Raw genomic sequence first — 21,173 nt, 5'->3', positions numbered from 1 at the left:
GGGTAGGCTCGACAGCAAGATGACAGAGGACCTCACACCAGCCGAAGCGTACGCAGCTGCCCGGGCCCGGAACGCCGAGCAGGCCACTGCGCTGGCCCCCTTCCGCGAGCTGTACGAATTCGGTCTGGACCCCTTCCAGATCGAGGCCTGCCAGGCCCTCGAGGCGGGCAAAGGCGTGCTCGTCGCGGCGCCCACGGGCTCGGGCAAGACCATCGTCGGCGAATTCGCCGTCCACCTCGCGCTCCTCCAAGGGCGCAAGTGCTTCTACACGACGCCCATCAAGGCGCTGTCGAACCAGAAGTACGCCGACCTCGTCAAGCGGTACGGCCCCGGCAAGGTCGGCCTCCTGACCGGGGACAACAGCGTCAACGGCGACGCCCCGATCATCGTCATGACCACCGAAGTCCTCCGCAACATGCTGTACGCGGGATCCCAGGCGCTCAGCGGGCTCGGCTATGTGGTCATGGACGAGGTCCACTACCTCTCCGACCGCTTCCGCGGCGCCGTCTGGGAGGAAGTGATCATCCACCTCCCCGAATCCGTGACACTGGTCTCACTCTCCGCGACCGTCTCCAACGCCGAGGAGTTCGGCGACTGGCTCGACACCGTGCGCGGCGACACCGAGGTCATCGTCTCCGAGAGCCGTCCCGTGCCGCTCTGGCAGCACGTCCTGGCCGGACGCCGGATGTACGACCTCTTCGAGGAGGAGACCGATCACGGCGGCCGGGCCGCCTCGCGCCGCGAGGTCAACCCCGACCTGATGCGCCTCGCCCGCACCGAGAACACCCGTACGTACAACCCGCGCGAGCGGCGACGCGGCAAGATGGTCCGCGAGGCGGACCGCGAGCGCGAGCGCCGCCAGCGCTCCCGCATCTGGACCCCCGGCCGGCCCGAGGTCATCGAGCGGCTCGACGCCGAGGGACTGCTGCCGGCCATCACCTTCATCTTCAGCAGGGCCGCCTGCGAGGCCGCCGTCCAGCAGTGCCTGTACGCCGGACTGCGGCTCAACGACGACGACGCCCGGCAGCGCGTCCGCGAGATCGTCGAGGAGCGCACCGCCTCCATCCCGTCCGAAGACCTGCACGTCCTCGGGTACTACGAGTGGCTGGAAGCCCTGGAGCGCGGCATCGCCGCCCACCACGCCGGCATGCTCCCCACCTTCAAGGAGGTCGTCGAGGAGCTCTTCGTCCGCGGACTGGTCAAGGCCGTCTTCGCGACGGAGACCCTCGCGCTGGGCATCAACATGCCCGCCCGGTCGGTCGTCCTGGAGAAGCTCGTCAAGTGGAACGGCGAGCAGCACGCCGACATCACCCCCGGCGAGTACACCCAGCTCACCGGACGCGCCGGACGGCGCGGGATCGACGTCGAGGGCCATGCGGTCGTCCTGTGGCAGCGCGGCCTGGACCCCGGCCACCTCGCCGGACTCGCCGGCACGCGCACATACCCGCTGCGCTCCAGCTTCAAGCCGTCGTACAACATGGCCGTCAACCTGGTCGACCAGTTCGGCAGGCACCGCTCCCGCGAACTGCTGGAGACCTCCTTCGCGCAGTTCCAGGCCGACCGGTCCGTCGTCGGGATCTCCCGCCAGGTCCAGAAGAACGAAGAGGGCCTCCAGGGCTACAAGGAGGGCATGACCTGCCACCTCGGAGACTTCGAGGAGTACGCACGGCTGCGTCGTGACCTCAAGGACCGCGAGACCGAACTGGCCAAGCAGGGCGCGGCGCAGCGCCGGGCGCAGGCCGCCGCCTCCCTGGAGCGGCTGAAGACCGGCGACGTCATCCACGTCCCCACCGGCAAGTTCGCCGGTCTCGCCCTCGTCCTCGACCCCGGCATCCCGGCCGGGCGGACCAACGGGCACCGCGGCTTCGAGCACCACGACGGGCCCCGCCCGCTCGTCCTCACCGCCGAACGGCAGGTCAAGCGGCTTGCCTCGATCGACTTCCCGGTCCCGGTCGAGGCGCTGGAGCGCATGAGGATCCCCAAGTCCTTCAACCCGCGCTCCCCGCAGTCGCGGCGGGACCTCGCCTCCGCCCTGCGGACGAAGGCCGGACACATCAACCCCGAGCGGCACCGCAGGGACCGCTCGGCCGCCGCCGACGACCGCGAGATCGCCCGGCTGCGCACGGCGCTCCGCGCCCACCCCTGCCACGGCTGCGACGAGCGCGAGGACCATGCCCGTTGGGCGGAGCGCTACCACCGGCTGCAGCGGGACACGCGGCAGCTGGAACGGCGCATCGAGGGCCGCACCAACACCATCGCGCGCACCTTCGACCGGATCGTCGCGCTCCTCACCGAGCTCGACTACCTCCGGGGCGACGACGTCACCGACAACGGCAAGCGGCTCGCCCGGCTCTACGGCGAACTCGACCTGCTCGCCAGCGAATGCCTGCGCGAGGGCGTCTGGGAGGGCCTCAACCCGGCCGAACTGGCCGCCTGCGTCTCCGCGTTGGTGTACGAGGCACGGCAGGCCGACGACGCCGTCGCGCCGAAGCTCCCCACGGGGAAGGCGAAGGCCGCCCTCGGCGAGATGGTGCGGATCTGGGGACGACTGGACGCGCTCGAAGAGGAGTTCAGGATCAACCAGGCGGAGGGCGTCGGCCAGCGCGAGCCCGACCTCGGCTTCGCCTGGGCCGCCTACCAGTGGGCTTCGGACAAGGGGCTCGACGAGGTGCTGCGCGAGGCGGAGATGCCCGCTGGTGACTTCGTCCGCTGGTGCAAGCAGGTCATCGACGTCCTCGGACAGATCGCCGCCGCCGCGCCCAAGGAGAACAGCACGGTCTCCAAGAACGCCCGCAAGGCGGTGGAGTCGCTGCTGAGAGGCGTCGTCGCCTACAGCTCCGTGGGCTGACAGAAACTTGGCCACGTAGTCGGCCGGGGCCCGTGGTTGCCGCCACGGATCCCGGCCGTTTCCGTGCCCGCGTGTTCATCCACAGGGGGTTTTCCACAGGGGTGGCGGAGTGTCGGACCTCTCCGATTCCATGGAGTCACACACCGGGCAACACCGCGGGGAGGGAACGCACGTGACCACGCAAGCCGGTCCGACCGCCGCCGACATGACCGTCGTCGGCGGGGCTGCCGCCTACGGAGCCGCAGCCGACGGGACGACGGACGGACAGAAGATCGTGCCGGGTCCGCGGGGCGTGCCGCTGCTCGGGAACCTGCCCGAGTTCGGAAAGGACCCCCTCGCCTTCTTCGAACGGCTGCGCGCACGCGGGGACTTCGTCAGCTGGCGGTTCGGCCGCGGCCGCGCCCTCTTCATCGCCCACCCCGACACCATCGGCGAACTCCTCACCGAGGTCGAGCGCACCTTCGACCAGCCCGACCTCGGCATCGCCTTCCGCACCCTGCTCGGACACGGAGTGGTGGTCGCCAAGGGCGCCGACTGGCGCCGCAAGCGCTCCCTGGTCCAGCCGTCCGTCCGCCCCAAGCAGGTACGGTCCTACGCCGCCACCATGGCCGAGTGCGCCGTCGCGCTCGCCGACCGGTGGAGCGACGGGCAGCGCGTCGACGTCAAGAAGGAGATGGCCGCCCTCACCCAACTCATCGCGGTCCGCACCATCTTCGGCGTCGACACCGCGGCCGACGCCGAAGCCATCGGCCGCGCCATGGATGTCGCGCAGAAGGAGATCGGCGCGGAGTTCAGCGGCCTGGGGGCCTTGCTGCCCGACTGGGTGCCCACGCCCGGGCGGGCCCGGGTCAAGCGCGCCACCGCCGTCATCGACGCCGAGGTCTCCCGGATCGTCGCCCGCCACCGCGACGGCGACACCGAGCGACCTGATCTGCTCAGCCGCCTGCTCGCCGCCCAGGACGAGACCGGCGCCCATCTCTCCGACCGGGAGATCCGCGACGAGACCGTCACGCTCTACATCGGCGGACACGAGACGACGAGCTCCACCCTCGTCTGGGCCTGGCACCTCCTCTCCCACAACCCGCGGGTCCGCACGGCGCTCACCGAAGAACTGGACCGGGTCCTCGGGGACCACGAACCCGGCTTCGACGACTACGCGCGCCTGACGTACACGCAGGCCATCGTGAAGGAGACCCTGCGGCTCTACCCGACGATCTGGCTCCTCACCGGTATCGCCAAGGAGGGGGCGGTGCTGGGAGCAACGCCGATCCCTCCGGGGACACGGGTGTGGAGCAGCCAGTGGGCGACCCACCGGGACGCCCGCTGGTTCACCGACCCGGAGGAGTTCCGGCCGGAGCGGTGGGGAACGACGGAGGGCGAGCCGGCCGAGGAGATACCTGAATACGCCTGGTTCCCCTTCGGCGGCGGGCCGCGGGTCTGCCTCGGCACCCGCTTCGCCATGGTCGAGGCCGTCCTCGTGCTGGCCGTCCTGGCCCGCCGGTTCCGCCTCGACCTGGACCCCGGCGAGATACGCCCGGTGCCGAGCCTGACCCTCCAGCCGGACCGGGAGGTCCTCGCCACGGTCCGGTCAAGGGCGGGGCGGTAGGCGCACGGACGTGGGCGCCGGGGCGCTTCGGGGCCCTGGTCCACCCGTGGGTGGGGTTCCGAGCGCCGCGATCCGGTGCGCCGCCGCCATGGTGGAGTTGCGGCCCTCGGCGGCGAAGTACACCGCCGAGGTGGACGCTCGCATCAGCGAACCGTTGCCCGGCGCGCGGCCATTGACCTGGAAGTGGAGGGCGGCTGCACGGTCCCAGGGGTCGCCGTTCATGAGGACGTCCTCGGTCTGCAGACCGAAGTCCTTCGGCTCCGCGGCCGCCCAGGCCCGGAACCGGGCGAAGACGTCCGACAGGTCCATGCCGCCGCCGGTTGATGGGACCAGCCTAGGCGGCGGCCGGGGCCTCAGGGGTGGGCTTCTTCAGCGCTCGTAGGGGGAGGAAGAGCAGGAGACCGATGGGGGAGAGGAGGATCGTCAGGATCAGCAAGGGGCCCATGACCAGGGCGGAGATGTCCCGCCTGCGGGCTTCGCGGTACATCCACTGGCCGATCAGGAGGTCCCAGGCGACGACCTGCGCCCAGATCGCGCCGGCTCCGTTCGCGAGCGCCGTGAGGTCGCGGAAGGTGTCGATGTCGGGGCTGCTGACCGCCGCCCACAGTTCGGGGAGGACCGGGAGGGCCAGCGTGAGGTAGACCGCGAGGATCGGTACGACCGTCAGCGGTGAGGCGGCGAGCCGCTCCGTTCCCCGCCAGCGCGGCGCGAAGATCATCAGGAGCCAGACGGGTGCGGCCAGGAGGAAGGAGAGCTCGAAGAGGAAGCCGGTCATACCAGGGACTCCTGGGGGGCGAGGGCGGGTTCGGTACGGGCAGAGGTGCGCAGGGACGCCCAGGTCGCCGCGGCGGTCGACGCGGCGATCGCCCCGGCCGCGGCGAGGGTCGTGGCGTCCGGAGCGAGGAGCGCCTGGCCGCGCAGCGCCTGCCAGGTGACCAGTGCGAAGCCGGCGGCGTACGAGCCGGAGGCCACGAGCGTCAGGCGCAGCCGTACCCGCTCGTCGCGCAGCGGGGCGAAGCGCGGGGCGAGCGCGACCAGGGCCAGCACGAGCAGCGGGATCACCTGCAGGGCGTGCATGCCGAAGAAGTGCGCGATCCGCAGATCGCCGCCGGTCGTGGCCCAGCCGGTCAGCGGCATCGAGGGACCGCCGTCCGCGACGCCGACGCTGTGGGCTCCGACGATGGAGGCGTCGTCCCCGGCCGCGAGTTGCGCGGGCGTCGGTCGGACCATGAGGAAGCCGACCGCCGCGCCCGCCAGGGCGATCAGCGAGCCGAGCCGTACGGCCCAGGCGGTGGCGCGGTCCAGGATCCGAGCGCGCAGCAGCAGGACCGCGATGACCAGGGCGCCGAGCCAGAGGACGACGACCGTGGCGCCCATGGCCTGGAACAGGGCCGCGTCGAAGGGGGTCTCGTTGTTGAAGTGGCTCTGCCTGCCCCGGATCACCTGTGTCGTGATGAGCACCATCTCGACCGCGCTCGCCGCCGCGACCACGGTGCCCGCCCACCATCCGGCCCGGCGGCCGCGGGGGAGCAGGGTGAGCATCCAGGCGAGGGTCATCGCGTACGCCACGAACGACACCGCGAACTTGAACGGCTTGAACCAGATGGGAGCGCCGACGAGGACGCGGTCGTCGAGGAGGAGGCCGGCGGCCGACACCAGAGCCAGTAAGACCATGGAGGCGGAGAACCAGACCAGCGGTCGGTGGAGCTCGCGTATTCGCGGTATCGAAGAGGACATGGGTACCCCCGGCAGTTATGGATAGTGACACTCGCCGCTATCTGATAGCGCTACTATCTATGATGGGGGGACCGGTCGGCAAGGCCGGAGCAGGACCGGAAAGGTGAACGCACGATGCGCATCGGAGAGTTGAGCCGCAGGACCGGAGTCTCGGTGCCGACGATCAAGTACTACGTACGGGAAGGGCTGGTGCCGGCCGGGCAGTTGACGAGCCCGAACCAGGCCTCCTACGACGAGACGCATGTGCGGCGGCTGCGCCTGGTCCGCGCGCTCCTGGACGTGGGCGGGCTCTCGGTCGCCGGCGTACGGGAGGTGATCGCGGCGATCACCGACACGGAACGGCCCGTGCACAAGGTGCTGGGCGTGGCGGCGGACCGCGTGGTGCCGCGTTACGCGGAGGAGTCGGGGGAGGGGATCACCGCCGCCCGCGAGGCGGTGGCCGCGCTGATCGCCAAGCACGGATGGCGGTCGCATCCGGACAGCCCGGCGGCGGAGGCGCTGGCGGTCGCGCTGGCGGCGCTGGAGGGCGTGGGCCACGGGGCGTTCGCGGAGGTGCTCGACGCGTACGCGGAGGCGGCGGAACAGGTGGCCCGGGCGGACCTGGACTACGTGGCGCGGAACGTGGGCCGCGAGGAACTGGTGGAGAGCGTGGTGGTCGGAACGGTCCTCGGGGACGCGGTCTTCGGCGCCCTACGGCGACTCGCCCACGTGGACGCCTCCGACCGCCTCTTCGGCGAGAACACCTGAGACCCCCTCAGCCCGGACGACCGCCGGTCGGTCACCCAGTCGAGGGGGTCGGGGTCGGCGGTGGGTCGGAGGCGGGGGGTGTTCGGACGTCAGGCACCGGAACTCGCGCGAAGCGCGGTGAGGCCGCAGTCCGGACACCCACCGCCGCAGGCCCTGGCGGCCTGGTCCACCCACGGGTGGACCAGGCCCACGCCGAAAGGGCCGATCAGGACTCCTGCTCGCGCTCCACCTGGTCGTTCCACTCGCGCTTGATCGCGCGCCACGCCTCGTCCGTCTTCCCCGCGCGCCAATAGCCCGAGATCGACAGCCGCTCCCGCGCTACGCCCCGCTCCAGCCGCAGGTGCCGGCGGAGCTCCTTCACGAAGCCCGCCTCGCCGTGGACGAACGCGTGGACGTCACCCTCGGGGAAGTCCAGGCCCCGTACCGCCTCGATCAGCGCCTCGCCCGTCGTCCGGTCGCCCCGGTGGAGCCAGGTCACGTCCACGCCCGCCGCCGTCGCGAACTTCTGCTCCTCCGACGCGTCCGCGACCTCCACGAACGCGTGGACCGTCGCCCCCTCCGGCAGTCGCTCCAGGGCGACCGCGATCGCCGGCAGCGCGCTCTCGTCGCCCACGAGCAGGTGCCAGTCGGCCGCCGGGTCCGGCGCGTATCCGCCCCCCGGCCCAAGGAAGCGCACGGTCTCGCCGGCCCGCGCCCGCGCCGCCCACGGCCCCGCGAGGCCCTCGTCGCCGTGCACCACGAAGTCGACGGTCAGCTCGCGGTGGACCGGGTCCCAGCTCCGTACCGTGTACGTCCGGGTGGTGGGCCACTGCTCGCGCGGGTACTCCGCGCGGATCCGCTCCATGTCGAACGGCTCGGGGTAGCTCACGCCGTCCGGGGCGAAGAGCAGCTTCACATAGTGGTCGGTGTACTCGCCCACCTCGAACGTGGCGAGGCCGTCCCCGCCCAGCACGACCCGCACCATGTGCGGAGTGATCCGCTCGGTGCGCACCACCTGTGCCTCGCGGGCCTTCGGTGCCTTGCGGGCCGGCTGCTCTGCCACGACGCTCTCCCTGGCTCGGTGACCTAGGACTTAGGTCTACTCAGGTCTACTTAGGTTTACCTAAGCTAGCATCCCGCGCTTCAGGACCGGCAGCAGCCGTCCGACGGCCCCGCCCAGACCCCACCGCTTCACCAGAGCCGCCAGCAGCTCCGGGTCCCGCGGCGCGCTCGGCAGCGTCGCGTCGAAGTCCGGCAGGGGTACGTCCCCGGCGACCCGGACGACCGTCGGTGCCACGTCCAGATAATCCGCCGCCTCCACGATCCCGCGCCGCTTGGCCGGGGTCAGCTTCGACGTGCGGTCCACGGCGGCCGCGCGGACGCCGGCCAGATCGCCGTACTCCGTGATCAGCTGCGCGGCCGTCTTCTCGCCGATGCCCTTCACCCCGGGCAGCCCGTCGCTGGCGTCCCCCCGCAGCGCCGCGAAGTCGGCGTACTGGTCGGGCCGCACCCCGTACTTCGTACGGATCAGCTCGCCGTCGACCAGGTCGCAGTCGCCGACGCCCTTGCGCGGGTACAGCACCCGCACCGCGCGCTCGTCGTCGACGAGCTGGAAGAGGTCCCGGTCGCCCGTGACGATGTCCACGGGGCCCTTCGCCTGCCCGGCCAGCGTGCCGATGACGTCGTCCGCCTCGTAGCCGGCGACCCCGACCCGGGCGATTCCCAGCGCGTCCAGGACCGCTTCGATCACCGGGACCTGCGGCGCGAGGGTGTCCGGGATCTCCTCCACGTCCGGGCCGGTCTCGCTCGCCACGGCGACGCGGTGGGCCTTGTACGAGGGGATCAGGTCCACTCGCCACCGCGGCCGCCAGTCGGCGTCCATGCACGCCACCAGCTCGTCGGGGTGGTGGTCCTGGACGAGCCGGGCGATGAAGTCCAGCAGCCCGCGCACGGCGTTGACCGGCGTGCCGTCCGGGGCCCGGACCGAGTCCGGCACGCCGAAGTACGCGCGGAAGTACAGGGAGGCGGTGTCGAGGAGCATCAGGCGTGGCGTCACACCCCCGATCATGCCGCACCCCACCGACAACGCACGCCCTCGTGGGTGACACCCGTCACCTTCGCGTTTGCCTCCCGAGGCCGGGGGCAGGTGCGCGCCCGGAGCGGACCCGGTACGCGATTCAACAAGTCGATCGCCGTACGAGGGGAGACGCGGGCCGAAACCGCCCGCTCCACGGCCCGGCCGCGGGGATGGGGTTCCCCAGGACGAAGCCCCAGGCAGAGGGCCGTTTTCGTTTCAACGCGTGAGGTATATGTGTCCAGGCTCCAGGCCGACCACCTCTACAAGGTGTTCGGCAGACGACCCGACGAAGCCGTCAAGAAGCTCGCAGACGGCGCGGACCGCGACGAACTGCGCGCGGACGGCACGACGGCCGCCGTGATCGACGCGTCCTTCGTCGTCGAGCCCGGTCAGATCTTCGTCGTGATGGGTCTGTCCGGATCCGGCAAGTCCACCCTGCTGCGCATGCTCAACGGTCTGCTGGAGCCCACCGCGGGCCGGGTGCTGTTCGACGGCAAGGACCTCACCGCGCTGAGCCCCCGCGATCTGCGCACCGTGCGGTCCACGAAGATCAGCATGGTCTTCCAGCACTTCGCGCTCTTCCCGCACCGCAGCGTCCTGGAGAACGCCGCCTACGGCCTGGAGGTCCAGGGCGTGCCGCGCGCCGAGCGCGAGGCCCGTGCCGCCGAGGCGCTGGAGCTGTGCGGCCTCGCCGGCTGGGAGAAGTCCTGGCCCGACGAGCTCTCCGGCGGCATGCAGCAGCGCGTCGGCCTGGCCCGCGCGCTCGCCACCGACGCCGACCTGCTCCTCATGGACGAGTCGTTCAGCGCGCTCGACCCGCTGATCCGCCGCGACATGCAGGACCAGCTCCTGGAGCTGCAGAAGCGGCTGAAGAAGACGATCGTCTTCATCACCCACGACCTCAACGAGGCCATGCGCCTCGGCGACCGGATCGCGGTCATGCGGGACGGCCGGATCGTCCAGCTCGGCACCGCCGAGGACATCCTGATCCGCCCGGCCAACGACTACGTCGCCTCCTTCACCCAGGACGTCGACCGTTCGCGGGTGCTCACGGCCGCCGCCGTGATGACCGCCCCCGAACCCTCCGCCCCCGAGCACGCCACCCCCGGGCACTCCGCCCCCGAGCACCCGGCGCCCGACTCCTGCGGCTGCGAGACCGTCGGCCCCGACACCCTCGTCGCCGACCTGTGCGCGGTCAGTGCCCGCGTCCCGCACCCGGTGGCCGTCAAGGACACCGACGGCGCGGTCCTCGGAGTCGTACCGCAGTCCCGGCTGATCGGCTTCATCGGCGACGAGCAGCGCCCGCCCCTTGCCTGCACCACCGGCACGGAGGTGATCTCCCATGCCTAGGCTTCCCCTCGGCCAGTGGGTCGACAGCTCCGTCGACTGGCTCCAGGCCCAGCTCGCCTGGCTCTTCGACGCCGTCAGCGCCGCCGTCACCGGTCTCTACGACGGGATCGACGCGGTTCTCTCCGCGCCCGAGCCCCTGCTCTTCGCCGGCATCCTCGCCGTCGTCGCCTGGTGGCTGCGCGGCCTGTCCGCCGGCGTCCTCGCCTTCGCGGGCTTCGCGCTCGTCGACTCCATCGAGCTGTGGGACGACGCCATGTCGACCCTCTCCCTCGTGCTGGTCGCCACCCTGGTGACCCTGGCGGTCGCGATCCCGCTCGGCATCTGGGCGGCCCGCTCCAAGACCGTCAGCGCCGTGCTGCGCCCGGTCCTGGACTTCATGCAGACCATGCCCGCCATGGTCTATCTGATCCCCGGCATCATCTTCTTCGGCGTCGGTGTCGTCCCCGGCATCATCGCCACCATCATCTTCGCCCTGCCGCCGGGCGTGCGGATGACCGAGCTCGGCATCCGGCAGGTCGACGGTGAACTCGTCGAGGCCGCCCAGGCGTTCGGCACCAGCCCGCGCGCCACGCTGCTCCGCGTCCAGCTGCCGCTCGCCCTGCCCACGATCATGGCCGGCGTCAACCAGGTGATCATGCTCGGTCTGTCCATGGTCGTCATCGCCGGCATGGTCGGCGGCGGCGGGCTCGGCGGCGCGGTCTACCGCGCCATCGGCAACGTCGACATCGGTCTCGGCTTCGAGGCCGGCGTCTCCATCGTCATCCTCGCCATGTACCTGGACCGGATGACCGGCGCGCTGGGCCGCCAGGTCTCGCCGCTCGGCCGCCGGGCCCTCGCCAAGGCACGGGCCGCGGTCGCCGCCCGCACCGGGGCGAAGGTCTGGGGCCACCGCCCGCAGCCCGTCACCGCCCTCGTCGGCGTGGTCGTGCTCGCGCTCGTCGCGGGCGGCATGGGCTTCCTCGGCGCCGGCGGCCCGGCGACCGCCACGGCCGGCGGCGGCAAGAACACCGGCCACGGCAAGGAGATCAGCCTCGGCTACATCCCGTGGGACGAGGGCATCGCCTCCACCTTCCTCTGGAAGGAACTCCTGGAGCGCCGCGGCTACGCGGTCGAGACCAAGCAGCTGGAGGCGGGCGCGCTCTACACGGGTCTCGCCGGCGGCCAGATCGACTTCCAGACCGACGCCTGGCTCCCCGTCACCCACGCCCAGTACTGGGAGAAGTACCGCAACAAACTCGAGGACCTCGGCTCCTGGTACGGCCCCACCTCCCTGGAGCTTTCCGTGCCGTCCTACATGAAGGGCGTCGACTCGCTCGACGACCTCAAGGGCAGGAGCGGCGAGTTCAAGGGCCGGATCATCGGCATCGAGCCGAGCGCGGGAATGATGGGCATCCTCAAGGACAAGGTCCTGAACGACTACGGCCTGAAGGGTGAGTACAAGGTCGTCGACGGCTCCACGCCCGGCATGCTCGCCGAGCTGAAGCGCGCCTACGACAAGAAGGAACCGGTCGTCGTCACGCTCTGGTCCCCGCACTGGGCCTACTCGACCTACGACCTGAAGAAACTCAAGGACCCGAAGGGCTCCTGGGGCAAGGGCGACGGTGTGCACACCCTGGCCCGCAAGGGCTTCACCGCCGACAACCCCGAGGTCGGGGCCTGGCTGAAGAACTTCGAGCTCACCGAGAAGCAGCTGACGGATCTCGAAGCCGCCATCCAGAAGACCGGCAAGGGCAAGGAGCAGGAGGCCGTCCGCGGCTGGCTGGAGAAGAACCCCGGCCTCGCGGAGAAGCTGACCCCGTAGCGCGGGGTCTGAGGTCTTTCCGACTCCTGTCCGCGAAGGGGTGGTCGCCGACCGTGTTCGGCGGCCACCCCTTTTCGCCACGACGCGAAACCCCAGCCCAAAGCTGCGTAAGGTTCAGGTAACCGACCAGTACACAGCGCACGAGGGACGAGGGAGGGAGCCGACATGGACGACAAGGAATCCCCACGCGTGGGCGCGGCCGTCAAGAGGCGCCGCAGAGCGCTTCAGCTCACCCTGGCCGTCGTCGCCTCGCGCAGCGGCCTCTCCGTGCCCTTCCTCAGCCAGATCGAGAACGAGCGCGCGAGACCCAGCATGCGCTCCCTGCAGCTGGTCGCCGAAGCGCTCGACACCACGTCCGGCGACCTGCTCGCCGCCGCCGAGTCGGCCCGTACCGTCGACGTCGTACGGTCCGACGAGGAGGAGCTGCACGACCTGCCCGCCGGGGTACGGCCCCTGGTCCGCGGCCGCCATCAGCTGCACGCGCTGGAGTTCACCGGCGAGCGGGACGCGGGCCGCGAATTCCAGCACCGCAACGACGAGTTGCTCTTCGTCGCCGACGGGGCCGCCGAGGTCGAGGCCGAGGGCCGCGCCTACCGGCTGGAGCGCGGCGACACGCTCTACCTCTCCGGAGGTGTACGACACCGGTGGCGCGCCACCGAGCCGGGCACCCGCCTGCTCGTCGTCGCCGTCGCCGAACACATCGAAGCCACCGACGTATAAGGGCCCGCGGCCCCTGTCCGGCGGTCACCTCACCGGCCGGGCTCCGCGAGGAGCGTCCCGCCGAGCAGGCCCCGCAGGGTGTGGAGGCCGGCCACCAGCCAGGCGGCGACGAGGAACACGTACAGCGCGATCGCGAGCCACCGGAAGGCGTCGAGCCCGGTGTGCCGGGCCAGCCCCTCCGCGCCCGTCACGCACGTACCGACCGGGAACGTGAAGGCCCACCAGGTCATCGCGAACCCCATGCCCCGGCGCCGCGCCCGCAGGACCAGCGCCCCGGCGAGCGCCAGCCACAGCAGCGCGAAGCCCATGACCGGCACGCCGTACAGGACTGCGAAGGCGGCGAAGCCGTGCCCGTACGGGGCGGGCAGCAGGCCCGGGGCCGCGTCGGCGAAGTTGTTCGCGGCGGTGGTCGACTGGCCCAGCGGGCCGAGGACCAGGAAGAGCGTCGGGGTGAGCGCCAGCGGCAGCGGGCCGCCGGTGACCAGCCGGCCGAAGACCAGCGGCAGCATCACCAGGGTGGCGAGCAGGCTGACGCCGAACATCGCGTAGCAGGCGATCAGCAGCGTCTGCCGCCCCTGCCCGGCGGCCAGGTGGGGCAGGAGCAGCGGACCGAGGGCGGCGGAGACCATCGGCGCGACCACCGGAAGGAGCCACACGGGGGAGGCGCTCTCGATCCGGTGGTGGACGACCATGAGATACGGGATGGCGACGGCGGCGGCCAGGCCGATCACCGTGCCCGCCGTGAACAGGACGGCGTCCAGCGCCACGGCCGCCGGGAGCCCGATCCAGTCCCTGCCGACGATCAGGGCGCCGCCGCCGACCGCGAGCAGAGCCATCGACAGACAGCCGTAGAACGGGGCCACGGCCGGGTCCAGCAGATGCGCGCGCGCCCGGTCGCGGTGGTGGATCCAGTGCAGGGAGCGGGCCGTGAGCAGTGTCAGGAGCATCGCCAGGGAGAGCGCCCACACGGCCGCGCAGGCGGTGCGCAGACCGGGGACGTGCACGGGGATGGTGGCTCCGGCGTTGGCGACGATGGCGGTGCCCATCACGGTGGCGTACCAGTTGGGGCCGAGGTGGCGGACCGCGGCCGCCCGGACGCCGGGGGTGGTGGCGAGGGTGGCCGGACGGGAAGGTGCGAGGGTTGCCATGGCTCCACCGTCGTACCGATGCGCCGTACCGACCAGGGATCTTGGCGCTATGACGTCATAAGCTGACTTTATGAGCAGTGAGAGCAGCGAGAGCCGTGAGAGCAGTGCGACGTCCTTCCTGTCCCACCGGGTCCCTGATCTCGGCGCGCTCGAACTCCTCCTGGCCGTCGCCCGCCACGGGAGCCTGGGGCGGGCCGCCCGCGAGGTCGGGATCACCCAGCCCGCCGCGAGCAGCCGCATCCGGTCGATGGAGCGGCAGCTGGGGGTGGCGCTGGTGGACCGTTCGCCGCGCGGCTCGCGGCTCACGGACGCGGGCGCCCTGGTGACGGACTGGGCGCGGCGGATCGTGGAGGCGGCGGAGGCCTTCGACGCCGGCGCGCAGGCGCTGCGGGGGCGCCGGGACTCGCGGCTGCGGGTGGCCGCCTCGATGACGATCGCCGAGTACCTGCTGCCGGGCTGGCTGATCGCGCTGCGCGCGGAGCGACCCGACACGGCCGTGTCCCTGATGGCCGGGAACTCGGCGGTGGTCGCGGAGCGGCTGCTCGCCGACGACGCGGACCTGGGGTTCGTGGAGGGGCTCGCCGTGCCGGAGGGTCTGGACGGGGCGGTCGTGGCCCATGACCGGCTGGTCGTGGTCGCCGCGCCCTCCCACCCGTGGGCCCGCCGCCGCAGGCTCCTCGACCCCGCCGAACTGGCCGCGACCCCGCTGATCCTGCGCGAACGGGGCTCGGGCACCCGTCAGGTCCTCGACTCCGCGCTCGCCGCCCACGGCGGCCTTGCCCGGCCGCTGCTCGAACTGGCCTCCACCACGGCCGTGAAGGCCGCGGCGGTCAGCGGCGCCGGTCCGGCCGTCCTGAGCGAGCTCGCGATCACGGAGGAGCTGGCCTCACGCCGCCTGGTGGAGATCCCGGTCGAGGGTGTTCTGCTCCGCCGCGACCTCCGCGCGGTCTGGCCCACCGGCCACCGCCCCACGGGCCCGGCGCGCGACCTGCTGTCCTTGACCAGGGCGACGCCGTCGGGGTGAGGGGCGGTCACGGCTGCGGGGTCCCTGCGGGTGCCTTGTGGCTGGTCGCGCAGTTCCCCGCGCCCCTAAGCGCCCCCGGGCGCCCCCCCACGCCCCCGAGGTCCGGCGGGTCCGTGCCGTCGGCAGTCTGCGGGTGCGTTGTGGCTGCGCGCGCAGTTCCCCGCGCCCCTAACCACCCTCCGCGCGCGCCCCCCGCGCCCCTGAGCACCCCCCGGGCGCCCCCCGCGCCCTGAGGTGCACCTAGGTCCTCGCCGCCGCGACCAGTCCCCGCATCACCCTCACGTCCTCGCCCATCTCCGGGTGCCACTGGACGCCCAGCGCCCAGGCCGGTTCCGCCAGTTCGATCGCCTCGACCGTGCCGTCCTCCGCGTAGGCCGAGGCTGTCAGGCCCGCGCCCAGGCGGTCCACGGCCTGGTGGTGGTAGGTCGGCACCGAGGTCAGCTCCGGGACCAGGGAGGCGTACCGCGTGCCCGGGACCGGCTTCACCGCGTGGCGGCCGATCACGCCGATCTCCTCCACATGGCCGTCCAGGTGCTGGATCAACGTGCCGCCGAGCGCCACGTTGAGCAGCTGCATGCCCCGGCAGATGCCGAGCACCGGGGTGCCGGTGGCCAGCGCCGCCTCGATCAGGGCCAGCTCCCACGCGTCCCTGGCCCGGGCGGGCGGGCCGGTGCGGGGATCGGGCGTGGCCCCGTACCGTACCGGCTCGACATCCGCGCCGCCCGCGACCACCAGGCCGTCCAGCCGAGCCGCCACCGCTGCCGCGGCGGACGGCTCGTCCGGCGGGAGCATCGCCGCGAGCCCGCCGCTCGCCTGGACCAGGCGCGGGTACTGCGCGGGCAGCAGGGCCGCGGGCATGTCCCACACCCCCCACCGGGCCCGGTCCAGATAGGTCGTCACGCCGATGAGCGGCTTGGACACGGAGAACTCCTCCTGAAGACAGTGGTGGTCAGTCGCGTTCCAGCTCGGCCTCGGCCGCCGCGAGCGCCGCGAACTCCTCCTCCGGCGCCTTGGCCACCAGATGGTGCCGACTGTAGAACGCGAAGTAGGCGAGAGCGATCACATAGACCCCCAGCGCGATGAAGGCCGCCTCCTGGTCGACCAGGAAGGTCGCCACCAGCGCGGACGCGGCGAGGACGAGGGCGACCGAGGAGGTCACGACACCGCCCGGGGTCCGATAGGGCCGGGGCAACTCCGGCTCGCGGCGGCGCAGCACGATGTGGGAGAGCGCCATCAGGGCGTACGAGATGGTGGCGCCGAACACGGCGATGTTCAGCATCCGCGCGCCGTTCCCGGTCCCGGCGGCGAGCGCGAAGCCGATGGCGCCGGGGATCAGCAGCCCCAGGTACGGCGACCTGCGCCGGCTGGTCAGGGAGAGGAACCGGGGCAGGTAGCCGGCCCTCGACAGGGCGAAGAGCTGCCGCGAACCGGCGTAGATGAGGGAGAAGAACGAGGCCACGAGGCCCGCGAGACCGGCGTAGTTCACGAAGCGGCTCAGTGCCGTCGGGTCGCCGTCGCCCTGCAGCGCCACGACCAGTGGGTTGCCCGCCTCCTGGATCGCCGCCGAGCCGCGGGCGCCCGTGGCGGCGAAGAAGGTCACCACGGCGAGCAGCACCAGGATGCCCATCGACAGGGCGAGCGCCCTGGGCATCGAGCGGACCGGGTCCTTGGCCTCCTCGGCGGCGAGCGGCACACCCTCGACGCCGAGGAAGAACCACATGCCGAAGGGGAACGCCGCCCAGATGCCGAGGAGGCCGAACGGCAGCCAGGAGTTGGCGCCGAAGGCCTCGCCGTCGACGGGGATGTCGTTCAGGCCGTCGACGTGGAAGTCGCTGAGCGCGCCGAGCGCGAAGATCACGAGCGCGGCGACCGCGATCGCCGTCACGACGAGGCTGAAGCGCAGCGCCTCGCCCACGCCGTACAGATGGATCCCGATGAAGACCACGAAGCAGGCGAGGTAGACCGGCCAGCCGGACTCCAGGCCGAAGAGGCCGAGGGACTCGACGTAGTCGCCGATGAAGATGGAGATCGCGGCGGGCGCGAGGATGTACTCGATGAGGATCGCGGTGCCGGTGAGGAACCCGCCCCAGGTGCCGAGCGCGCGGCGCGCGAAGCCGTAGCCGCCGCCGGCGGTGGGCAGGATGGCGGAGAGTTCGGCGAGCGCGAAGACGAGACAGGCGTACATCGCGCCCATCAGGACGGTGGCGACGGCGAGTCCGCCGAAGCCGCCCTTGGACAGGCCGATGTTCCAGCCCGAGAAGTCGCCGGAGACGACATAGGCGACGCCGAGCCCGGTGAGCAGCAGCCAGCCGGCGCTGCCGCGGCGCAGGGCGCGGCGTTCGAGGTAGTCGTCGGGCGCGGTCTTGTCCCCGGTGGTGTCTTCGAGCGTCATGACAGCGTCAGCTCCCCGCAACGGGCCCAATGGATTGGCCCCATACCTTTGCGTCGAGTCTCGGGGAACGCAACCCCCGTGCGTTACTTTCGCGTTACGGCCATGTCCCCCGGGGGGCCTGCCGCCCTCTCACGTCAGGAAGCCGCGCAGCAGCGCCGCCGTGCCGCCGCAGTGTTCGCGCATCACCTCGCGTGCCGCGTCCGCGTCCCCGTCGAGGACCGCCTCCACCAGGGCGGTGTGCTGGTGCTGGGAGTGCTCCAGATTGCGTACGAGCAGGGGGATGCAGTCCAGCAGGTTGTTGACGGTCGCCCGGACGGCCGCGTACTGCGCCGTGAGCGAGGGCGACCCCGACAGCTCGGCCAGGGTGAGGTGCAGCAGCGTGTCCTGGCGGCGGTATTCGGCCAGCGGGGCGTCGTGCGTCGCCGCGAGGGCCGTACGGAGGCGCTCGGCGCCCTCGTCGGTCAGGCCGTGCGCCGCGCAGAGCCCGGCCGCGCCGACCTCCAGCACTTCGCGGAAGCGCAGCGTGTCCTCGACGTCGACGGCGGCGATCCGGCGGCGCAGCTCGTCCTCGTCCGCCGTCTGGGGTCGGTGCAGCACGAACGTTCCGCCGTAGCGGCCCCGCCGGCTCTCCAGCAGGCCCTGCTCCTGGAGGACCTTCAGGACCTCGCGCAGGGTGACCCGGCTGATCCCCATCCGCTCGGCGAGCTCCCGCTCGGCCGGCAGCCGCTCCCCGCCCGGGACGAGCCCGAGCCGCACGACCTGCAGGATCTGCTCCAGCGCCTCCTCGAAACCGTTCCCCGCCCGGACCGGCCGCAGCACGGGCGTCAGCCGGTCCGCCGATTCACTCGTACTGGCCACGTTGCCGTTTCCCCTTCCCAATCAATGGTCTTCCGCAATACCTTATGGCTCCCGGCTGACCGAAGGAGGAGTAATCCCGTGGCAGACCGCAAAGCCCCGCTCTCCGTCGAGGAGCTACGCGCCCTCGTCGCGAGCGGTGAGATCGACACGGTCGTCCTGGCCTTTCCCGACATGCAGGGGCGGCTCCAGGGCAAGCGGTTCGCCGCACCGTTCTTCCTCGACGACGTCCTCGACCACGGCACCGAGGGCTGCAACTATCTCCTGGCCGTCGACACCGAGATGAACACGGTCGACGGTTACGAGATGTCCTCCTGGGACCGTGGCTACGGCGACTTCGCCATGCTCCCCGACCTCACCACTCTGCGCCGCGTCCCCTGGAACGAGGGTACGGCGATGCTCATCGCCGACCTCGCCTGGAGCGACGGCTCACCCGTCGTCGCCGCACCCCGCCAGATCCTCCGCCGCCAGCTGGAACGGCTCGCCGAACACGGCTGGACCGCCCACGTCGGCACGGAGCTCGAGTTCATCGTCTTCAAGGACACCTACGAACAGGCCTGGGACGCGAACTACCGGGGCCTGACCCCGGTCAACCAGTACAACGTCGACTACTCCGTCCTCGGCACCGGCCGCGTCGAACCCCTGCTGCGCCGCATCCGCAACGAGATGGCCGGCGCCGGCCTGACGGTCGAGTCCGCCAAGGGCGAGTGCAACCCCGGGCAGCACGAGATCGCCTTCAAGTACGACGAGGCGCTCGTCACCTGCGACCAGCACGCCGTCTACAAGACGGGCGCCAAGGAGATCGCCGCCCAGGAGGGCGTCTCGCTCACCTTCATGGCGAAGTACAACGAGCGCGAGGGCAACTCCTGCCACATCCACCTCTCCCTCCAGTCCCTCGACGAACCGGGCCGCAACGTGATGGCCGGCGACGGACCCGGCGGCATGTCGGACGTCATGCGGTACTTCCTCGCCGGCCAGCTCGCCGCCCTGCGCGACTTCTCCCTCCTCTACGCCCCCAACATCAACTCCTACAAGCGCTTCCAGCCCGGCTCCTTCGCCCCTACCGCCGTCGCCTGGGGCGTCGACAACCGCACCTGTTCCCTGCGCGTCGTCGGCCACGGCCGCTCGATGCGCTTCGAGAACCGCCTCCCGGGCGGAGACGTCAATCCCCACCTCGCCGTCGCCGGACTGGTCGCGGCCGGCCTCTACGGCATCGAGCACCGCCTCGAACTGCCCCCGGCCTGCGACGGCAACGCCTACACCGCCGACTACGCCCACGTCCCGACCACCCTGCGCGAGGCCGCCGAACTCTGGGAGACCAGCCCGATCGCCAAGGCCGCCTTCGGGGACGAGGTCGTCGCCCACTACCGCAACATGGCCCGCGTCGAACTCGACGCGTACGACGCCGCGGTGACCGACTGGGAGCTGCGCCGCTCCTTCGAACGCATGTGAGGAACGCGTTGTCGCACGAACTGCACGAACCGCGTGAACTGATCGTCCTGAACCCGGCGACCGAGGAGGTCGTCGCCACGGTCCCCGCCGCCACCCCGGCCGACGTCGACGCCGCCGTCGTACGCGCGACCGAGGCCCAGCGCGGATGGGCCGCCCTCGCCCCCGCCGACCGGGCCCGGCTGCTGCGCCGCTTCGCCGCCGTCGTCGACACCCACATCGAGGAGCTCGCCCTCCTCGAAGTGCGCGAGGCCGGCCACACCCTCGGCAACGCCCGCTGGGAGGCGGGCAACGTCCGCGACCTGCTCGACTACGCGGCCGGGGGAGTGGAGCGGCTGAGCGGCCGCCAGATCCCCGTCGCCGGCGGCCTCGACATCACGATCCTCGAACCGCTCGGGGTCGTCGGCGTGATCGCCCCGTGGAACTTCCCCATGCCGATCGCCGCCTGGGCCACCGCCCCGGCCCTCGCCGCCGGCAACGCCGTCCTCCTCAAACCCGCCGAGACCACCCCCCTCACCGCGCTCCGCCTCGCCGAACTCGCCCTGGAGGCCGGACTCCCCGAAGGCCTCTTCGAGGTCCTCCCGGGCGAGGGCGCCGTCGCGGGCAACGCGCTCGTCGAGCACCCCGGCGTCGCCAAGATCGTCTTCACCGGTTCGACGCGGGTGGGCAAGAGCATCATGGCGAAGTGCGCCGACCAGGTGAAGCGGGTGACGCTCGAACTCGGCGGCAAGAGCCCCAACATCGTCTTCGCCGACGCGGACGTGGCGGCCGCCGCGGCCGCCGCACCGATGTCGTTCCTCGACAACAGCGGGCAGGACTGCTGCGCCCGCACCCGCATCCTCGTCCAGCGCTCCGTGTACGACCGCTTCCTGGAGCTGCTCACCCCCGCCATCGAGGAGATCGTCGTCGGCGACCCGGCCGACGAGACGACCCAGATGGGCCCGCTGATCTCCAGGGCCCAGCTGGAACGCGTACGGGCGTACGTCCCCGACTCCCTCCCCGGCATCCGGGGCAAGGCCCCTGAAGGCCCCGGCTTCTGGTTCCCGCCGACCGTCCTCACCGGCCTCGCCGAGGACGCGCCCTGCGCCGTCGAGGAGGTCTTCGGGCCGGTCGCCGTCGTCCTGCCCTTCGAGGACGAGGCCGACGCCGTCCGCCTCGCCAACGCCACCGACTACGGCCTGTCCGGCTCGATCTGGACCCGCGACGTGGGCCGCGCCCTGCGCGTCTCGCGCGCCGTCCGGGCCGGCAACCTGTCCGTCAACTCCCACTCCAGCGTCCGCTACTGGACCCCGTTCGGCGGCTACCAGCAGTCCGGCCTCGGCCGGGAACTGGGCCCCGACGCCCTCACCGCCTTCACCGAGACCAAGAACGTCTTCATCAGCACGGAAAGCAACACGGAAAGCAACACGGAAAGCAACACGGAAAGCACGGAGGCCTGAA

General features: G+C 71.8%; 17 protein-coding genes and 1 pseudogene. 9 read left to right on the top strand and 9 right to left on the bottom strand.

Annotation, left to right across the window (positions count from 1 at the left end; genetic code table 11):
• The first annotated feature begins 19 nt into the window (after positions 1-19).
• Complete coding sequence (locus ACF06X_RS25605; RefSeq protein ID WP_392289632.1) at positions 20-2,848, top strand: DEAD/DEAH box helicase; 2,829 nt, start codon at positions 20-22, stop codon at positions 2,846-2,848.
• 205 nt (positions 2,849-3,053) lie between these two features.
• Positions 3,054-4,454, top strand: a complete 1,401-nt coding sequence (locus ACF06X_RS25600) for a cytochrome P450 (protein WP_392289785.1) — start codon at positions 3,054-3,056, stop codon at positions 4,452-4,454.
• Positions 4,455-4,514: 60 nt separating this feature from the next.
• On the opposite strand, the pseudogene ACF06X_RS25595 reads toward ACF06X_RS25600, so the two are convergent.
• The 3 genes and pseudogenes from ACF06X_RS25595 to ACF06X_RS25585 form a co-directional block, all read right to left on the bottom strand.
• Positions 4,515-4,769 (bottom strand): annotated as a pseudogene (locus ACF06X_RS25595) (ADP-ribosylglycohydrolase family protein); the annotation flags it as partial.
• Between the two features lie 19 nt (positions 4,770-4,788).
• A complete protein-coding gene (locus ACF06X_RS25590) occupies positions 4,789-5,229 on the bottom strand; it encodes an ABA4-like family protein (RefSeq protein ID WP_392289631.1) in 441 nt (146 codons plus the stop codon).
• The gene (locus ACF06X_RS25585) at positions 5,226-6,128 is read right to left on the bottom strand and encodes a hypothetical protein (protein WP_392289784.1); all 903 of its coding nucleotides are present in this window, start codon (positions 6,126-6,128) and stop codon (positions 5,226-5,228) included. Before ACF06X_RS25585 ends, ACF06X_RS25590 begins: the two co-directional genes overlap by 4 nt.
• 177 nt (positions 6,129-6,305) lie before the next feature.
• Here ACF06X_RS25585 and ACF06X_RS25580 point away from each other — a divergent pair, with 177 nt between their 5' ends.
• Positions 6,306-6,938: a MerR family transcriptional regulator gene (locus ACF06X_RS25580; RefSeq protein WP_392289630.1), complete on the top strand. Its 633-nt coding sequence runs from the start codon at positions 6,306-6,308 to the stop codon at positions 6,936-6,938.
• A gap of 205 nt (positions 6,939-7,143) precedes the next feature.
• Here the strand turns inward: ACF06X_RS25580 and ACF06X_RS25575 are convergent, their stop codons facing one another.
• Positions 7,144-7,980, bottom strand: a complete 837-nt coding sequence (locus ACF06X_RS25575; protein WP_392289629.1) for a siderophore-interacting protein — start codon at positions 7,978-7,980, stop codon at positions 7,144-7,146.
• Positions 7,981-8,040: 60 nt separating this feature from the next.
• Positions 8,041-8,985, bottom strand: coding sequence for a 5'-3' exonuclease H3TH domain-containing protein (locus tag ACF06X_RS25570; RefSeq protein WP_392289628.1), 945 nt, complete (start codon positions 8,983-8,985; stop codon positions 8,041-8,043).
• 243 nt (positions 8,986-9,228) lie between these two features.
• On the opposite strand from ACF06X_RS25570, the gene ACF06X_RS25565 reads away from it, so the two are divergent.
• From ACF06X_RS25565 to ACF06X_RS25555, 3 genes are all read left to right on the top strand, one after another.
• Positions 9,229-10,344 (top strand): glycine betaine/L-proline ABC transporter ATP-binding protein, encoded by a 1,116-nt coding sequence (locus ACF06X_RS25565; RefSeq protein WP_392289627.1) that lies wholly within the window; start codon positions 9,229-9,231, stop codon positions 10,342-10,344.
• On the top strand, positions 10,337-12,145 hold the full coding sequence (locus tag ACF06X_RS25560; RefSeq protein WP_392289626.1) for an ABC transporter permease/substrate binding protein: 1,809 nt from the start codon (positions 10,337-10,339) through the stop codon (positions 12,143-12,145). Before ACF06X_RS25565 ends, ACF06X_RS25560 begins: the two co-directional genes overlap by 8 nt.
• Before the next feature lie 165 nt (positions 12,146-12,310).
• A complete protein-coding gene (locus tag ACF06X_RS25555; RefSeq protein WP_392289625.1) occupies positions 12,311-12,865 on the top strand; it encodes a helix-turn-helix domain-containing protein in 555 nt (184 codons plus the stop codon).
• Positions 12,866-12,894: 29 nt separating this feature from the next.
• Here the strand turns inward: ACF06X_RS25555 and ACF06X_RS25550 are convergent, their stop codons facing one another.
• Positions 12,895-14,013 (bottom strand): TDT family transporter, encoded by a 1,119-nt coding sequence (locus ACF06X_RS25550; protein ID WP_392289624.1) that lies wholly within the window; start codon positions 14,011-14,013, stop codon positions 12,895-12,897.
• A 70-nt stretch (positions 14,014-14,083) separates the two neighbouring features.
• Between ACF06X_RS25550 and ACF06X_RS25545 the strand changes: the two genes are divergently transcribed.
• A complete protein-coding gene (locus tag ACF06X_RS25545; RefSeq protein WP_392289623.1) occupies positions 14,084-15,037 on the top strand; it encodes a LysR family transcriptional regulator in 954 nt (317 codons plus the stop codon).
• 240 nt (positions 15,038-15,277) lie between these two features.
• Here ACF06X_RS25545 and ACF06X_RS25540 read toward each other — a convergent pair whose 3' ends face one another.
• The 3 genes from ACF06X_RS25540 to ACF06X_RS25530 all read right to left on the bottom strand — a co-directional run bounded on the left by ACF06X_RS25540 (position 15,278) and on the right by ACF06X_RS25530 (position 18,287).
• Entirely contained in the window at positions 15,278-15,958 is a 681-nt protein-coding gene (locus ACF06X_RS25540) for a gamma-glutamyl-gamma-aminobutyrate hydrolase family protein (RefSeq protein WP_392289622.1), read from the bottom strand.
• A 28-nt stretch (positions 15,959-15,986) separates the two neighbouring features.
• Positions 15,987-17,429, bottom strand: coding sequence for an ethanolamine permease (eat, locus tag ACF06X_RS25535; RefSeq protein WP_392289621.1), 1,443 nt, complete (start codon positions 17,427-17,429; stop codon positions 15,987-15,989).
• Between the two features lie 129 nt (positions 17,430-17,558).
• A complete protein-coding gene (locus tag ACF06X_RS25530; protein ID WP_392289620.1) occupies positions 17,559-18,287 on the bottom strand; it encodes a FadR/GntR family transcriptional regulator in 729 nt (242 codons plus the stop codon).
• Between the two features lie 78 nt (positions 18,288-18,365).
• Here ACF06X_RS25530 and ACF06X_RS25525 point away from each other — a divergent pair, with 78 nt between their 5' ends.
• Both ACF06X_RS25525 and ACF06X_RS25520 read left to right on the top strand, forming a co-directional pair.
• The gene (locus ACF06X_RS25525) at positions 18,366-19,736 is read left to right on the top strand and encodes a glutamine synthetase family protein (RefSeq protein WP_392289619.1); all 1,371 of its coding nucleotides are present in this window, start codon (positions 18,366-18,368) and stop codon (positions 19,734-19,736) included.
• Between the two features lie 8 nt (positions 19,737-19,744).
• Positions 19,745-21,172 (top strand): aldehyde dehydrogenase family protein, encoded by a 1,428-nt coding sequence (locus ACF06X_RS25520; RefSeq protein WP_392289618.1) that lies wholly within the window; start codon positions 19,745-19,747, stop codon positions 21,170-21,172.
• Position 21,173 lies beyond the last annotated feature (1 nt).

Source organism: Streptomyces sp. NPDC015346, from assembly GCF_043078785.1.
Taxonomy (GTDB): domain Bacteria; phylum Actinomycetota; class Actinomycetes; order Streptomycetales; family Streptomycetaceae; genus Streptomyces.
Note: the sequence above shows the minus strand (reverse complement) of the source record. Positions and strands in the feature narration are given on the sequence as shown.

Excerpts from the sequence above, each read along its gene's own strand:
- ACF06X_RS25605 (WP_392289632.1), top strand. The coding sequence starts at position 20 with ATGACAGAGGACCTCACACCAGCCGAAGCGTACGCAGCTGCCCGGGCC.
- ACF06X_RS25600 (WP_392289785.1), top strand. The coding sequence starts at position 3,054 with ATGACCGTCGTCGGCGGGGCTGCCGCCTACGGAGCCGCAGCCGACGGG.
- ACF06X_RS25590 (WP_392289631.1), bottom strand. The coding sequence starts at position 5,229 with ATGACCGGCTTCCTCTTCGAGCTCTCCTTCCTCCTGGCCGCACCCGTC.
- ACF06X_RS25585 (WP_392289784.1), bottom strand. The coding sequence starts at position 6,128 with ATGGTCTTACTGGCTCTGGTGTCGGCCGCCGGCCTCCTCCTCGACGAC.
- ACF06X_RS25580 (WP_392289630.1), top strand. The coding sequence starts at position 6,306 with ATGCGCATCGGAGAGTTGAGCCGCAGGACCGGAGTCTCGGTGCCGACG.
- ACF06X_RS25570 (WP_392289628.1), bottom strand. The coding sequence starts at position 8,985 with ATGATCGGGGGTGTGACGCCACGCCTGATGCTCCTCGACACCGCCTCC.
- ACF06X_RS25560 (WP_392289626.1), top strand. The coding sequence starts at position 10,337 with ATGCCTAGGCTTCCCCTCGGCCAGTGGGTCGACAGCTCCGTCGACTGG.
- ACF06X_RS25555 (WP_392289625.1), top strand. The coding sequence starts at position 12,311 with ATGGACGACAAGGAATCCCCACGCGTGGGCGCGGCCGTCAAGAGGCGC.
- ACF06X_RS25550 (WP_392289624.1), bottom strand. The coding sequence starts at position 14,013 with ATGGCAACCCTCGCACCTTCCCGTCCGGCCACCCTCGCCACCACCCCC.
- ACF06X_RS25545 (WP_392289623.1), top strand. The coding sequence starts at position 14,084 with ATGAGCAGTGAGAGCAGCGAGAGCCGTGAGAGCAGTGCGACGTCCTTC.
- eat (WP_392289621.1), bottom strand. The coding sequence starts at position 17,429 with ATGACGCTCGAAGACACCACCGGGGACAAGACCGCGCCCGACGACTAC.